This window comes from Methanohalophilus sp. RSK (genome assembly GCF_003722075.1).
Lineage (GTDB): Archaea > Halobacteriota > Methanosarcinia > Methanosarcinales > Methanosarcinaceae > Methanohalophilus.
The window spans coordinates 1-14,613 of the sequence record NZ_RDSK01000013.1 but is presented as its reverse complement, the minus strand read 5'-3'; the positions used below and the strand labels follow the sequence as shown (position 1 = coordinate 14,613).

General features: G+C 44.5%; 19 protein-coding genes and 1 tRNA gene. 12 read left to right on the top strand and 8 right to left on the bottom strand.

Features of this window, described 5'->3' with window-relative positions; all coding sequences use genetic code 11:
• Positions 1–39: 39 nt before the first annotated feature.
• The 3 genes from EFE42_RS06110 (at position 40) to EFE42_RS06100 (ending at position 1,766) form a co-directional block, all read left to right on the top strand.
• Positions 40–1,059: an S-methyl-5-thioribose-1-phosphate isomerase gene (locus tag EFE42_RS06110; protein WP_123136419.1), complete on the top strand. Its 1,020-nt coding sequence runs from the start codon at positions 40–42 to the stop codon at positions 1,057–1,059.
• An 83-nt stretch (positions 1,060–1,142) separates the two neighbouring features.
• Positions 1,143–1,292, top strand: coding sequence for a zinc ribbon domain-containing protein (locus EFE42_RS10885; RefSeq protein WP_370448675.1), 150 nt, complete (start codon positions 1,143–1,145; stop codon positions 1,290–1,292).
• 300 nt (positions 1,293–1,592) lie between these two features.
• Positions 1,593–1,766, top strand: coding sequence for a preprotein translocase subunit Sec61beta (locus EFE42_RS06100; protein WP_123136418.1), 174 nt, complete (start codon positions 1,593–1,595; stop codon positions 1,764–1,766).
• Between the two features lie 30 nt (positions 1,767–1,796).
• Here EFE42_RS06100 and EFE42_RS06095 read toward each other — a convergent pair whose 3' ends face one another.
• A complete protein-coding gene (locus EFE42_RS06095; RefSeq protein ID WP_123136585.1) occupies positions 1,797–2,084 on the bottom strand; it encodes a signal recognition particle protein Srp19 in 288 nt (95 codons plus the stop codon).
• Positions 2,085–2,199: 115 nt separating this feature from the next.
• Here EFE42_RS06095 and glmM point away from each other — a divergent pair, with 115 nt between their 5' ends.
• Positions 2,200–3,546 (top strand): phosphoglucosamine mutase, encoded by a 1,347-nt coding sequence (glmM, locus tag EFE42_RS06090; protein WP_123136417.1) that lies wholly within the window; start codon positions 2,200–2,202, stop codon positions 3,544–3,546.
• 5 nt (positions 3,547–3,551) lie between these two features.
• On the opposite strand, the gene EFE42_RS06085 is transcribed toward glmM, so the two are convergent.
• Together EFE42_RS06085 and EFE42_RS06080 are read right to left on the bottom strand one after the other, a co-directional pair.
• Positions 3,552–4,145, bottom strand: coding sequence for a DUF99 family protein (locus EFE42_RS06085; RefSeq protein WP_123136416.1), 594 nt, complete (start codon positions 4,143–4,145; stop codon positions 3,552–3,554).
• 8 nt (positions 4,146–4,153) lie between these two features.
• Positions 4,154–5,443 carry a proteasome-activating nucleotidase gene (locus EFE42_RS06080; RefSeq protein WP_123136415.1) on the bottom strand — a complete coding sequence of 430 codons (1,290 nt, stop codon included), beginning with the start codon at positions 5,441–5,443 and terminating at the stop codon, positions 4,154–4,156.
• Positions 5,444–5,528: 85 nt separating this feature from the next.
• On the opposite strand from EFE42_RS06080, the gene EFE42_RS06075 reads away from it, so the two are divergent.
• The 3 genes from EFE42_RS06075 to EFE42_RS06065 all read left to right on the top strand — a co-directional run bounded on the left by EFE42_RS06075 (position 5,529) and on the right by EFE42_RS06065 (position 7,262).
• Positions 5,529–6,011: a multiprotein bridging factor aMBF1 gene (locus EFE42_RS06075; protein WP_123136414.1), complete on the top strand. Its 483-nt coding sequence runs from the start codon at positions 5,529–5,531 to the stop codon at positions 6,009–6,011.
• 9 nt (positions 6,012–6,020) lie between these two features.
• The gene (gene proC, locus EFE42_RS06070) at positions 6,021–6,836 is read left to right on the top strand and encodes a pyrroline-5-carboxylate reductase (protein WP_199724102.1); all 816 of its coding nucleotides are present in this window, start codon (positions 6,021–6,023) and stop codon (positions 6,834–6,836) included.
• A gap of 84 nt (positions 6,837–6,920) precedes the next feature.
• Positions 6,921–7,262, top strand: a complete 342-nt coding sequence (locus EFE42_RS06065; RefSeq protein ID WP_123136412.1) for a DUF356 domain-containing protein — start codon at positions 6,921–6,923, stop codon at positions 7,260–7,262.
• Between the two features lie 43 nt (positions 7,263–7,305).
• On the opposite strand, the gene EFE42_RS06060 is transcribed toward EFE42_RS06065, so the two are convergent.
• From EFE42_RS06060 to EFE42_RS06050, 3 genes are all read right to left on the bottom strand, one after another.
• Positions 7,306–7,380 (bottom strand) — tRNA-His (locus tag EFE42_RS06060).
• A 258-nt stretch (positions 7,381–7,638) separates the two neighbouring features.
• Positions 7,639–8,415: a sulfide-dependent adenosine diphosphate thiazole synthase gene (locus EFE42_RS06055; RefSeq protein WP_123136411.1), complete on the bottom strand. Its 777-nt coding sequence runs from the start codon at positions 8,413–8,415 to the stop codon at positions 7,639–7,641.
• A gap of 237 nt (positions 8,416–8,652) precedes the next feature.
• Positions 8,653–9,018, bottom strand: coding sequence for a response regulator (locus tag EFE42_RS06050; protein ID WP_123136410.1), 366 nt, complete (start codon positions 9,016–9,018; stop codon positions 8,653–8,655).
• 471 nt (positions 9,019–9,489) lie between these two features.
• Here EFE42_RS06050 and EFE42_RS06045 point away from each other — a divergent pair, with 471 nt between their 5' ends.
• The gene (locus tag EFE42_RS06045; protein WP_123136409.1) at positions 9,490–10,593 is read left to right on the top strand and encodes an AAA family ATPase; all 1,104 of its coding nucleotides are present in this window, start codon (positions 9,490–9,492) and stop codon (positions 10,591–10,593) included.
• A gap of 14 nt (positions 10,594–10,607) precedes the next feature.
• Positions 10,608–10,871: a hypothetical protein gene (locus EFE42_RS06040; RefSeq protein WP_123136408.1), complete on the top strand. Its 264-nt coding sequence runs from the start codon at positions 10,608–10,610 to the stop codon at positions 10,869–10,871.
• A gap of 22 nt (positions 10,872–10,893) precedes the next feature.
• Here EFE42_RS06040 and EFE42_RS06035 read toward each other — a convergent pair whose 3' ends face one another.
• Entirely contained in the window at positions 10,894–11,808 is a 915-nt protein-coding gene (locus tag EFE42_RS06035) for a ribonuclease Z (RefSeq protein ID WP_123136584.1), read from the bottom strand.
• A gap of 152 nt (positions 11,809–11,960) precedes the next feature.
• Between EFE42_RS06035 and EFE42_RS06030 the strand changes: the two genes are divergently transcribed.
• From EFE42_RS06030 to EFE42_RS06020, 3 genes are all read left to right on the top strand, one after another.
• Positions 11,961–12,338, top strand: a complete 378-nt coding sequence (locus EFE42_RS06030) for a 30S ribosomal protein S8e (protein WP_123136407.1) — start codon at positions 11,961–11,963, stop codon at positions 12,336–12,338.
• A 27-nt stretch (positions 12,339–12,365) separates the two neighbouring features.
• Positions 12,366–12,857, top strand: a complete 492-nt coding sequence (locus EFE42_RS06025; RefSeq protein WP_123136406.1) for an Lrp/AsnC family transcriptional regulator — start codon at positions 12,366–12,368, stop codon at positions 12,855–12,857.
• An 89-nt stretch (positions 12,858–12,946) separates the two neighbouring features.
• Positions 12,947–14,038, top strand: a complete 1,092-nt coding sequence (locus EFE42_RS06020) for an aminotransferase class I/II-fold pyridoxal phosphate-dependent enzyme (protein ID WP_233564746.1) — start codon at positions 12,947–12,949, stop codon at positions 14,036–14,038.
• A 32-nt stretch (positions 14,039–14,070) separates the two neighbouring features.
• Here the strand turns inward: EFE42_RS06020 and EFE42_RS06015 are convergent, their stop codons facing one another.
• Positions 14,071–14,469: an OST-HTH/LOTUS domain-containing protein gene (locus tag EFE42_RS06015; RefSeq protein ID WP_233564745.1), complete on the bottom strand. Its 399-nt coding sequence runs from the start codon at positions 14,467–14,469 to the stop codon at positions 14,071–14,073.
• Positions 14,470–14,613: the final 144 nt, after the last annotated feature.

The window sequence follows — 14,613 nt, the reverse complement described above, 5'->3', positions numbered from 1 at the left end:
TCAACCAGCCTTAATTAATTATCACCAGAGTGAAACATAATGAGAACAATTCAATGGAATGCTGAGAATTCTACCGTGAGAATGATCGATCAGACCCTGTTGCCTGTCGAATACAGGGAAATCGAATGTGAAAATCTGGCCCAGCTGTGTGAAGCAATCAAATCATTGCGTGTCAGGGGAGCACCCGCCTTGGCAGCAGCAGGTGCCTATGGTATTGCCCTTGCCAGCAAACTCAGCAGTGCAAATGACATGGAAAGCCTCCTGGAAGATCTCAAAAATGCCGCACGGATCATCTTGGCCACCCGACCCACAGCTATAAACCTGGGATGGGGAGTAAACCGGGTGATAAAAGCGGTCTCAGAGGCCTACGACACCGCAGGCATACGGGATATAGCTCTCAACGAAGCACAGGCCATTGCAGATGAAGATGTACAGATCAACAAAACTCTCGGCAAACATGGTGCTTCCCTGCTGGAAGACGGGGATACCGTTATGACTCACTGTAACGCCGGCAGGTTGGCCTGTGTGGACTGGGGCACGGCCCTGGGAGTGGTACGCTCCGCTGTGGAACAGGGAAAAGATATCAATGTGATCGCATGTGAGACCCGGCCTTTGAACCAGGGAGGCCGGCTTACGACCTGGGAACTGATGCAGGACAATATCCCGGTCAAACTTATCTCGGACTCCATGAGTGGTTATGTAATGCGCCACGAGCTTGTGGACAAGGTGATAGTCGGGGCAGACCGCATTACAGAAGATGCTGTATTCAACAAGATCGGAACCTACAACCATGCGATCGTGGCCATGGAACACGAAATTCCTTTCTATGTGGCAGCTCCTGCCTCGACATTTGATTTCAAGGGCTGGGAAGGTAGCGTGAAGATAGAAGAGCGGGATCCTGATGAATTGCGCTACATGCAGGGAGTACAGATAGCACCCGAAGATGTACCGGTGATCAATCCTGCTTTTGACAGCACGCCGATGGAATATATTGAGGCGATAATTACAGAAAAAGGAATCTTCAGGCCCCCGTTCCTGCTAGATGAAGTAAGAACCTGAGAGCGCAAGCTTTTAACTCAATAGGCGAGAAGCCCCTTTCCGTAAGGGAGGGGATGAAAGCCGTGGTATAATAACACAATTGCATAAGTTATTTATATCGTTCTACACAAAGCAATGGTTATCTATCACGTTTCATCGAATTTCTCACCTATAAAGCAGAACTTATAGGTAAACAAGTAGTTAAAATTGATGAGAGATATACGTTAAAAACAGGTTATGTTTGTGGAAAATAACATGATATGCCATTATATAGACGTGATATGACATGTGATTGTGGTAACGTTATTGATAGAGATAGAAACAGTGCTATCAATATCATGATACGTTACCTATCCAATTATGCCATCTGGACAGGCTATGAACATTTTGCTCATAATCTACGACAAACAGGATTATTGACATTTGATGTATCCCAAATACATCCTATGAATGATATGACAAATCGTAGGAATCTCCATGCGTAAGCGTGGAGTAGTTCAAAGTATAAAATACAATCAGGATACAAGTAAACAAAAGGAAAGAGCTGGAAGAATATGGGAAAAAAGAAACAGAGTGACAACGGATTGATGTCTTCTGCCGGTCTTATGAGATATTATGAAGAGGACAAAAGGGCAATCCACCTGGACCCAAAAGCAGTTATAGTCTTTGGATTGCTTTGTGGAGCTGCTGTTATTCTATTAAGTGCCAGTTATGGTACCTGGCCATAAAATGTAATCCATTATAAAGAAAAGGGGCATTCAGCCCTGTCTATCTTTTTTTATTGTTTTAGATATCTGTCTTGCTGTGGTAGATCTGGATTCGTTCTTATCCACCATGATACGTCCGCTTTTCTCCCACCAGGAACGTGGATAAGCTTTGTCTTTTTGAACCTCGGGATTAAGATCCAGGGACGCAGCTGCCTTTTCCATCTCTTCCAGACTCGGCTCCTTTACTGAACTTTTGCGAGATATAATCCTTCCTTCATTCCTGCTTTTGGAACGATCTATGGAAGCCAGCCAGATTACAAGCCTGCCTTCATCTTTCATTAGCATGGTCCATAGATTGGAATTCATTAAATATAATTCTTGGTGATAGACCAACCTCCTGATAAACCTAAAATAGTAAAGTGGCATCTAGTATAGCAAGTAGGAGAGTTTACAAATGGGTCTGTTCGGAACCAACGGAGTACGTGGTATAGCTAACGAATTCATCACACCTAAATTTGCAATAGACCTTGCCAGAAGTCTGGGAACCTATCTGGGAGAAGGCAAGACCGTAGCAATCGGAAGAGATACACGCATATCAGGAGAGATGCTAAAAGCAGCTGCAATATCCGGTTTACTTTCAGCAGGCATAAAAATTATCGACATTGGAACCTGCCCCACCCCGTCTGTCCAGTATTATGTGCGCGACCATGCAGATGCAGGGATTGTTATTACTGCATCCCACAATCCCCGGGAATACAACGGCATAAAACTTATAGACGCAGATGGTACCGAGTTTTCCAGGGAAGGGGAGAAAAAGGTCGAAAATATCTACAATACCGGCGAATTCCACACTGCTAACTGGAACCTGACAGGTGAACTGAACCTGGATTATAATGCCAATGATTACTACATCAATGGAATAATTTCATCGGTCAATTCCACAGAGATCAGAGCAAAGCGATTCCGGGTGGCCATAGATACAGGATGTGGTGCAGGTTCTCTTACACTCCCCCTCTTATTGCGTAAACTGGGATGCGAGGTCATTACTATCAACGCCCAGCCGGATGGTACATTCCCCTGGAGAAATCCCGAGCCGACACCCGATGTACTGGGAGAGCTCAGGGATATTGTCAAAAACTATGATGCTGACCTGGGAGTTGCCCAGGACGGGGATGCAGACAGGGCAGTCTTCTTTGATGAAAATGGAACTTTCATTGATGAAGAAATACTACTTTCCATGATGGCAAAATATGTGATCTCCGGTAAAAAGGGCCCAATCGTGACACCGGTCAGTTCATCCCGGCGCATGCTGGACATTGCAGAAAATGCGGGGGTGGAACTCCACTGGACAGCTGTCGGATCCATTAATGTAGCACGCAGGATGATGGAAGTAGATGCCGTGTTTGGCGGAGAGGGGAATGGGGGGCTTATTTTCCCCGAACACCAGTATTGCAGGGATGGTGCAATGGCCTGCGCTAAATTGCTCGACATAATGGCAGCGGGAGTGAAACCTTCAGATATGGCTGCAAATGTTCCAGAGTACCACAATGCCAAAACAAAAGTGAAATGTGGTGATCTGAAAAAGACCCTTGAAAACGTAGCCATCGATGTACAGGAAGAGGGAATTGAGATTGATACCACTGATGGTTTCAAGATATGGTATGAAGACGGGTGGTTACTGATACGCCCTTCAGGTACCGAACCAATTGTCAGGGTGTTTGCCGAAGCTAAAACGGAGCAAAAGGCAAAAGAACTGCTGGAAAGAGGGGAGACAATAGTACTGGCTTCAATTCAGGACTAAACACATCAGGGTTTGCCACAGGATTCACCGCAAATAATACCGGTGGCAATGAGATGTGCAACCCTCAAAGGTTCAGGGATATTGCTATGGGTGGCACTTAACTGGACTATCCTGATGGCGGAAATTTCATCGATGCCTGCACACTGGATGTAAACCGGTGTCCGGGAATGTGAAGTTACCACCCGGGATATCCTGCCTGCTTTTTTTATTATCGCAAACCTTTCATCCGGGTATTCCAGATGAGATAGAGCTTTTCTTATGTTCTCAAAATCAGGCAGCGAGCGCATCAGCACAATCACACCCATTCCTGTATATTCATTTAAGCGCACGATGTCAATCGGATTGAAACCACCGTATGTGACTCCATCCAGCATTATCACACGCGCCTGATCCCTGTGTTTGCTGGCTGATATCATCTTTATTAACGAATCGGTAGCATCCATACCATCCCTGGTAATATAGGTGGATAACACTCCGTCAAGCCACATTCCCCCTCTGAAAAAAGTCCCTACCACAAGTATACGTTCACTTATAAGAGCTGAATCATCAATACCCAGAATCCTTATTTCCGGTTTTATATGAAAAGGAGAAAAGGGTATACCCCCTTTTAAACAAACATTGCGCCCGGATGCTCATTAACCTGAGGTTGTCGGGGCTTTAGGACCTTATCGATGGCATCCATAAAGTCAGCCATTGTCACACTATCACGATCATTGCGCACAGCAAACATGCCGGCCTCGGTAGTCAGTGCATGCAGATCTGCACCACTTGAGTTTTCTGTAAGTGTGGCAAGTTTGTCAAAGTCCACATCCCGGGCAAGGGAAAGGCCTCTGGAATGAATCCTGAGGATCAAACTGCGGGCTTCTTTATCCGGCATCGGGACCTCGACCATCCTGTCAAAACGACCCGGACGGATAATGGCAGGATCCAGAATATCTACCCGGTTGGTGGCTGCAATTATACGGATATCGCCCCGGTTCTCAAATCCATCCATCTCTGCAAGAAGTTGCATTAGAGTGCGCTGTACTTCCCTGTCGGCACCGTTGGTATCACTCAGTCGGGTTGCTGCAATGGCATCGAGCTCATCTATGAAAATAATGCTGGGAGCTTTCTTTCTTGCCATATCGAAAACTTCCCTGACCAGCCGGGAACCTTCACCAATGTACTTTTGCACAAGTTCCGAGCCCACAACACGGATAAAAGTTGCGTCAGTACGATGGGCTACCGCTTTTGCCATCATTGTTTTACCGGTACCCGGCGGCCCGTGCAGGAGCACACCTTTAGGAGGTTCCACACCCACACGTTCAAAAGATTCGGGTTTAATGAGCGGTAGTTCGACACATTCGATAATATCCTGGATCTGATTATCCAATCCACCGATATCTTCATAGTTTATATCCCGGGATTCCAGGACTTCCATTGCTGAAACTTCCGGTTCTTCTGTCGAAGGGAGAACGTCCACTATAGAAAGGGTCTGCTGGTTCAGGGCAACCCTGACACCGGCAATCAATTTGGACTCATCTATGTACTGGGAAACTCCCACCATGAACTGGGGGCCCGAACTGCTGCGTATCAATACTTTATTGGAATCAATGACATCAATGATATTTGCCACGATCAAAGGAACAGTCTTAAGCTTGTTGATCTCAGAGCGAAGTTTGCGAACTTCTCGCTCATACTTCACTTTCTGGGATTCAACATTCTTTTTTTCAGATTCAATCTGGTCACACTGCTCTTTAAGTTTGCTGTTGCGGGATTCAAGTTGTTTCATCCTGTCCCGAAGGTACTTTGAAAAGTCTTCGTCTCCTTCAGAACCCATATAATCATATTCTACATCGGACATATTTTTAAATCCGTAATTCCCCTGATTCACCGTATCATCACTGGTTTCGTTCATATAGCTCCGAATAATATTTAAGTCCATAGGTATATAGCACTTTCGAAAAGAGGCATGGCAGCTTCCATGTAAGAGATGATTTTTTATGCAGTGTGAAATATGTGGTGCAGAAATAAAAGGGGAGCCTTTTAAGGTAAATGTCGAGGGAAGCGAACTCAACGCCTGCAACCGATGTTCACAATACGGAACATCAGTAAGCACCCGGAAACCGGTATCCAGAAAGAATGCTCCTGTGCGGCAGGGGATCAAAAAGAGTTCAAAGCCCAAAAAGAACCCGGTAACTGCTCCTACAGAAGAACTCATAGACGAATACGAACAAACCATAAGAGAGGCCAGGGAAGCAAAAGGCCTTACTCAGGAAGAACTTGCTTCCAAGATAAAAGAAAAAGCATCCCTGATCAAAAAGATCGAGAAGGGAGACATCGTACCCGAAGACTCGGTACGTACAAAGCTTGAACATGCCCTTGATATCGAACTCACCGAGAAAGTGGGAGAAGACGACTGGGATACAAATACCCTGAACCAGGGTACTACTCTTGGCGACATAGTAACTATCAAGAAAAAATGAAGTGATATGATGCACCTTGAAAACAAAAAAGTCGGCATAATAGGGACCGGCAAGATGGGGCAAAGCCTGCTAAGAGGCATAATAAGTGCAGGAAAAGCTAAACCTGCAAATATCTATGCCAGCGATGTTTATGAACCTGCACTGCAGGCCCTTAAAGATGAACTTGGAATTAACGTTTCAACAGATAACTTTGATACAGTGGATAATTCAGACCTCATCATCCTGGCAGTCAAGCCCCAGATACTGCGCAATGTACTGAGAGGTTTTGCAGACCATATCAACGAAAATAAACTCATAATTTCAATTGCAGCAGGAGTTCCTGCATCCACTATTGAAGAGGAATTACATGAAGATACAAGAGTAATTCGTGTGATGCCAAACATTGCCGCAACCGTCGGTGAAGCAGCCTCTGCAGTTAGTGCAGGAAAAAATGCATCCGCAGAAGATGCAGAAGTTGCAATGGAAATATTTTCAAGCATGGGTTCTGCTGCTCTTGTTACTGAACATCTCATGGATGCGGTTACAGGAGTTTCCGGGAGCGGGCCCGCATATATTTTTCCCGTAATCGAGGCCATGGCGGACGGTGGTGTGCTTGAAGGACTTGACAGGGAAAGTGCACAAAAACTGGCAGCCCAGACAGTACTAGGCGCAGCAAAGATGGTCCTTGAAACAAAAAAACATCCAGCAGAGCTCAAGGACATGGTGACCTCTCCTGCAGGGACAACCATCCACGGAGTTCATGCACTTGAGAAAAACGGAGTAAGGGCGGCTTTCACAGATGCAGTGATGGCTTCTGCAAAACGCTCCCGTGAAATGGGGAAATAATTCCCCATCATTTCCTGAAACAATACAAAAATTGATATAGTTGTATGATTTAGTTAATTACAAAGCCTTCAATGGGGGGTTTGTATGAAATCCTTTGCAGTAATCAGGGGAGAAGATAAAAACAAAGTCAGGATTGCGCTGCACGATTTGCAGCAATACGGGAGCATGAAGTTCAGTTCCTGTCCAAAACGTATCGAACCAAACTATGCAGACACTATTCTTGTAAAGGTTGTGGGTGTACCCTTGCGTTCAAATTGTAAGTTTGCAGCACTTGTGGGTCTGGAAAATAATGCCGGCTCTGCGATAAACAAACTGAGGAAAATACATCCACCAGCCCATATTGTAATAATAAGCCCCAAGCACGATGCTTACGAAGAATTAATGGATAATTCTGAAATTTATCCTGAATTCGAAATAGACAATTAATGCTTTTAAAAAATGTCAAGAATCCTGTGAAAATTAAAGAAAATGGGGCCGGGACCGAGAATCGAACTCAGATCGTAGCCTCCACAGGGCTACAGGATAACCGCTACCCTACCCCGGCATATTGAGAATGTCCTACGCGAGGACATCCTATAGATGTATTTCTCGTGAACTACCCCACGCTTACGCATGGTGCTTCTTGCTTCATACTTTGAACTATTGTTCACAAGTCCACAAGCCCTTCCCCTCGTTCCGAAGGTGATGGACTATGCTAGTGTCAATACTATTTAAACATTATGTTAAATCAGGGGGAAAGCATTCATTCCCCCCTCCCTCAAAGAAGGATTCTTCTGCTCAATAAGATAAACTTTTCTCCAGATCAGTCTTTCAGGCGAGAAATTGCAAGCTGTGCGGCCTTTTCACCAGAGAGAAGCATCCCTCCAAAAACAGGACCCATCCGGGGAGAACCTGCAACTGCATTGGCAGCCATACCTGTAACTATCAAACCGGGATAAACCTCCCGGGTATTTTCCATTACAAGACGCTCACCAGTATCAGCCCACATTGGTTTTTCACCCACTACCCCCTTGCCACCAAAAGCTCCGGGAATCTTGCGCTGCACAGTATTGCATACAGTAGCCTCGTGTCCGGTTCCGTCAAGTACCAGGCTAGAACGGATTGTGAGAGGATCAACATGAAGCCGGCCTATTTCAACTGCTGTCCAGTTAATAACAAGCCCGCATACCTCATTGTTATCCCGTATCATAACATCTTCAAAACTTACCAGATTGAATATTTCAACTCCGGCAGAAACCGCTGCACTTATGAGTTTACCTACAGTACCAACCGAGTTTGCCACATAGTAACCTTCTTCATATTCATGATATGGCACATCAAAATCATCAAGGATCCTGCGCGCTTCTTCCTGGACCACAATGCGCGGGAACATCATGCCACCGCCCCACATACCGCCTCCTACAGAGAGTTTCTTCTCAAAAAGTACAGTCTTTAGTCCTGCTTCTGCAAGATAACGTGCAGCAACAAGGTTTGCCGGACCTCCACCCACCAGGGCCACGTCAACATCAGTATAGTCTAGAAAAACATTGGTAAATTCTTCAACTATCGCTCGGGTAATAATTCTCTCATCAAGTTCCATGAATCCTGCCTCAAATGCTGCTAATTTTCTCATTTGATAAGTTACATAGATATTAAAACTATTGGATGATGAAAAAACAAATCCCTGTACATTAAATGCATTGAATTATCCCTGGAAGAGATGCCAAAATACATTGAAAAGAGGTTAGAGGCAGAATTCAAATTGCAATGAATGCAAGAGTAAGACCCTTGCAAAAAGCATTTTTAATCCACCAATGAAATTCCAGAATATCTATAATTAATTTTCGACATAAGATGAAATGGTTTGTTGGAAATCATGTATGTCGATTGGTTTGGATATGTAACCCGCACATCCTGCATTAATAAATTTCTTATCATCGCCCCTCATTACATGTGCTGTCAATGCAATTACAGGAGTATCTTTTGCGTTTTCAATCTCTTTGAATTTTTCCAGAACTTCAAGCCCATCCATTTTGGGCAGCTGCATATCAAGTAAGATGAGATCAAAAATATTATTTTCTACAACATCAAGAGCCTGTAAACCGTCTTCTGCCTGCATTACTTCATATCCGTAAGACTCAAGCAAGTCCACTGTAAGTTCCATGTTCATTGGGTTGTCTTCAACTACCAGAATTGTGGCCATTCTTTAATACCTCTAAATATGATTTTATAAATATCGATATATTTCCCTTTCCCGGAAAATACCTGACTGATTTGATCACAATTTAAATTGAAAAGCTATTGTATAGTATGTTTCCATATATATAGTAATAGGCATACAACTTATAAATCTGAACTTTTATACATCTGATTATATATAAATTTAGAATTAACTCATCCAAACCCATAAATCAAATTAATCGTTACTAGCAGAATCACCATGACTTTTCTTTGAATCAAGATGTTTTATCATTTCGATCAGATGAGTATGCAAAGAAGAATAAATATAAATTTATCTATCTAACTAAGATAAAACCAACAACAATATGCATCCTGAAAAAAGTAGAAGGAAATAACTTTATCTAACAGATCTTTTAAAATTTAATTTTACAAGAAAAGCCTATGGATAAACTTTAATACTGCAACATGACCCATATGACCTAAAGGAGAAAATATGGCAAGATCCGCACAACGTTCTACCCTGAAAAAAATGCCCCAGGAAGCAATCGAGGCAAAAGAAGCTACTGCAGAAATTGTAATTTTGCAACCTATTGGCTATCCTCTCTGTGGAATTATTGAAGAATATCCACGCATCGAAGAACCCGAACTTTTCGAATGTTATGCGAGAATGCAATGGAATGGTTACGTTGCCCGAAAAAACGATTATCTATTTGATCACCGAATGTTCCCTGATTTTGCATACATAATCCAGGAAGTAAGACCTGAAGCTACAATAATAGGCCAATCCACAACAATTGTAGTAAATCAGGAAGAGAAAGAAAAAACGGATATTGAATATCCCGTGGAAATTGCATTTGATGATATCGTCGGACAGGTTAAAGCAAAACGCAAATGCAAACTCATCGAAAGATACCTGGAAGAGCCTGAGAGGTTTGGCAAATGGGCACCCCGTAACATCCTGTTTCATGGACCATCAGGTACAGGAAAGACCATGGTCGCAAAAGCCCTTGCGAATAAAACTGATGTGGCATTCCTCCCGATCAAAGCCACACAACTAATAGGAGAATTTGTAGGGGAAGGCTCCCGCCAGATACATCAGTTGTATGAAAGAGCCGGCGAAATTGCACCCAGCATCATTTTCATAGACGAACTGGATGCGATTGCCCTTGACAGGCGATACCAGGAACTCAGAGGCGATGTAGCCGAGATCGTCAACGCCCTGCTCACAGAAATGGACGGTATCAGCCAGAGAGAAGGAGTGTGCACCATCTGTGCCACAAACAGGACAGCAGTACTTGACAGCGCAGTAAGGAGCCGTTTTGAAGAGGAGATTGAGTTTGTACTTCCTGGCAAAGAAGAAAGAAAAGAAATAATCGAACTCAATCTACAGACATTCCCCCTAAAAGCTGAAGCTAACTTGGGTGAACTTGCAAAACTGACCAACGGTCTTTCAGGAAGAGACATCGTGGAAAAAGTCCTCAAAAGTGCCCTTCACCATGCAATAATGGACGACATGGAAAAAGTTGAAGCACATTATTTTGAAAAAACTGCGTCCGGGTTGCAGAAAAAAGAAACCAATACCCACCTTTACGCCTGAGAAGAGGTGACAAAATGACAGAAATAGAAGAAACAGACAGGTTTGAGTGCGAAGTTGTCAACATAATAAACAACCTGAAATGGAAAGGAGTAATGGTCAAAGAAATAAAAAGTGGAGGGAATGTTTATTTTGCCCGCACTGATCCGAAGAGGGATTTGAAACCCGGGGATACCCTTTACCTGGGAGTCAAAGAATTACCCAGCCAGATGGAAGAGATGCAGGCCGAAGTTACCCTTTATGACAAAAATGATGAGAAAATTGATTGGGCCTTCATTTAAAGGCACAGGAGTGCTTCCCTCATTATTTCCCATAGGGAACTTCAAATTCCATCAGGTCATCTGCCACACAGGTATTTTCGAAAACTTCTTTTGCCTCCTCCAGAAGCACTGAAGAATCGTCAGTATACCTCGAGCTGATATGGGTCAGGATGAGCCACTTTACCTCTGCTTTTTGTGCCACGTCTGCGGCCTCTTTTGTTGTAGAATGCAGTGATTCACGGGCCCAATCCGCTTTTTCCTGTGCAAGTGTCCCATCATGAATTAATATATCAGCGTTTTTACTTGCTCTAATAATTGCCTCACATGGACGGGTATCACCGGTATAGATGAGTTTACGCCCCCTGCGGCAGGGACCTATCACTTCATTCGGATGGATGACCCTCCCATTTACTTCTACAGATACCCCTTTTTGGAGACGGGAAAAAAGGGGGCCTACGGGTACACCCAGCTCTTCAGCACGACGGCGGTCAAATTTGCCCGGGCGTTCATTTTCCACAAGAGCATAGGCAAGGGAAGGAACACTGTGCTCACTTGCAATTGCATTAATCACATAACCTTCCCGGCGGACAGTGTCCCCGGCTTCGAGAGGTACTGCTTTGATCTCAAAATTCAATCGGCAGTAGCCAAGTAGTGCTACCAATTTTACAAATTGTTCCACCCAGGCAGGACCATATATAGTCAGTGGAGCATCCCTGCCGTGGAAAGAAAGAGTTTGCAAAAGGCCAGGAATTCCCAGCACATGATCTGCATGAAAATGTGTAATGAATATAGAAGAGAGGGACATCATGCCAGTTCTGGCACGCATCATTTGCTGCTGGGTACCCTCCCCACAGTCAAAAAGGAGCAACTCCCCCTCCCTGTTGACCAGAATAGAAGAGGGATTCCTGTTCACAGTTGGGAGAGCTCCCCCGGTACCAAGAAACACTACACGAAGCATAATAAATATCATAAGTAAAAGCCTTATTTATGATTATCCAAACTCGTGAGAAGGCTGTATTCGAAAGGTTCATATACAATATTACAATTAATGAATTCTCCTAATAGCAAAGCTTAGTATTATATTTAAATCACAAAACAGAGGTTCCAATCATGATATCCCAGGGAAGATCAAAGAGAACGGCCACAGCTGCCAAGAGAAAAACAGCACGCGGAAAGAGGAAATATGAAATCGGCAGTGAACCTGCAGAAACACATGTCGCAGAAACCAGAAGAAAACCCGTAAAGACCAGGGGCGGCACCCAGAAAATAAAGCTTCTCCAAGAAAAAATTGCCAATGTCACCGATCCCTCTACTGGCAAGACAGTAACCACAACAATCGAGAATGTTACCGACAACGAAGCCAACGAGCACTACGTCAGGCGTAACATACTCACAAAGGGAAGCATCATCAAGACCGAACTTGGAGATGCCAGGATCACCAGTCGTCCGGGCCAGGATGGCGTTGTCAACGCAATTCTTACAAAATAAACAAAAAATACAGGTGGCTCAAAGAGCATGGACAGGCAAACAAGGGATATATTGGAGATTCTGGAAAATGATGCCAGGTCAAGCCCAGAGGACATTTCCGCCCTTGTTGACATGACCCCGGAAGAAGTCCAGAAGCGAATCCATCAGCTTGAAAAAGCAAAGATAATCCGCAAATATAAAACAGTGATTGACTGGGAACTTGCCGGGGAAGATTATGTCTATGCGATCATTGAACTGAAGGTAACACTGGAACGCAAACAGGGATACCAGGCCATCGCAGAGAGATTATACCGTTTCCCCGAAGTGCGTTCTGTCAGACTGCTTTCAGGAGAACATGACATAGCCCTTACTGTCCGTGGCAAATCCATGAAGCAGGTCGCTTTTTTTGTTGCAGAGAAAATAGCCACTCTGGAACAGGTGCATAATACTGCCACTCATTTCGTACTCAAGACATACAAAGAAAACGGGTTGATCATGGAAGAGCCCGAACATGTAAAACGTCTGCCAGTTTCCCCCTAATGGAGGTATGAGAACTGACAGACACTTCACGCTTTGTAGCCAGTTATCTGGACAGGGTACCCCCTTCAGGGATCCGCCGCTTTTTTGACATGGTCTCCGACAATGAGGACATAATATCGCTCGGAGTTGGAGAACCCGATTATATTACTCCCTGGCATATCCGGGAAGCCTGTATTCATTCACTTGAGCAGGGAGAAACGTCCTACACATCCAACTATGGACTTGTAGAACTCAGGGACGAAATATCCAGGACCTATACCCAGAAGCAAGGATTATACTATGATCCTACATCCGAAATACTGGTGACATCGGGAGTAAGTGAGGCACTGGACCTGGCGGTGCGTGCCATTACCGACCCGGGTGACGAGATCATAATTGTGGAACCCTCTTACGTTGCCTATGCACCGGCAATCATTTTTGCAGGAGGAGACCCGGTTGCCGTACAAACATGCAGGGAAGACGAGTTCAAGCTTACTTCGGAAAACCTGAAAAGAGCGATCACTCCGAAAACCAAAGCCATCCTGCTCAATTATCCAAATAATCCCACCGGGGCTGTGATGGATAAAAAGGAACTGGAACCCATCGCAGACATTGTTGAAGAACATGATATAATGGTCATCTCGGATGAAGTCTATGAAAGGATGACCTATGATGCACGGCATACATGTTTTGCCGCCCTGGATGGCATGAGGGAACGCACCATAGTCCTCAATGGGTTTTCCAAGGCATATTCGATGACCGGTTTTAGAATGGCCTATGCACTTGCCCCTGCACCGGTGTTAGCAGCCATGATGCGCATACACCAGTACAGCATGCTTTGTGCCCCCATAACCGCACAGGTAGGAGCGATAGAGGCCCTCAAGAATGGTGAGGAAGAAGTGGAGAAAATGGTCACTGAATATAACCGGCGGCGCAGACTTATTGTCAAAGGATTCAATAATATAGGCCTGGACTGCTTCAACCCGGGCGGGGCCTTTTATGCATTCCCGTCTGTTGCATCCACAGGCCTGACATCGGAACAATTCGCCGAAAGACTCCTTGCCCAGCAACAGGTGGTTACCATACCGGGTGATGTATTCGGCAAGGCCGGAAATGGATATCTCAGATGTGCCTATGCGGCCTCAAGGGAAAACATCAAGGAAGCTCTTGAGAGAATCGAGAGTTTCATATCAAGTATCTAAAGTCAATTCCATAAAACAATTGTGAAGAAAGATCATTTCCTATCACTTTTCTTATCCTTTACGTAAATCAACCGATTATTGCTGGAGTTATCCGCCCGGACTTCATCGATATCAAAAAGATCTATTGCCCGGAAAATATCCCACATTTTTTTGTAACCATAATTACGAGGATCAAAATCCGGCTGTTTCTGCACAAGATTGCTGCCCACATTACCCAGAAAAGCCCAGCCACTTTCCTCAGCTGAATCTTCGACAGCATCCCTTAGCATTTTAACTAGCTTGCTGTCGCCTTTGAGGCGGTTGGTATCCCATTTTCCCGGAACCTGCATTGGCGACTCATCTACTGTGCCTTCTACATCTTCCTCCTTGCGCAGGTTTTCCGTATATATGAACTTGTCACAAGCCGCAATAAAGGGTTTGGGAGTCGTCAACTACCCCTCCCTGACGGAAGGGGCTTGAATGTCAATTAAGCATTCGTCTGGGTGGCTGACAAGCACCCCTGAGATTCCAGGATATACCTGTAATCTCGTGTTTTGTGTTCAATATTCATTGCACCAATTAGGTCGGCATTGTTT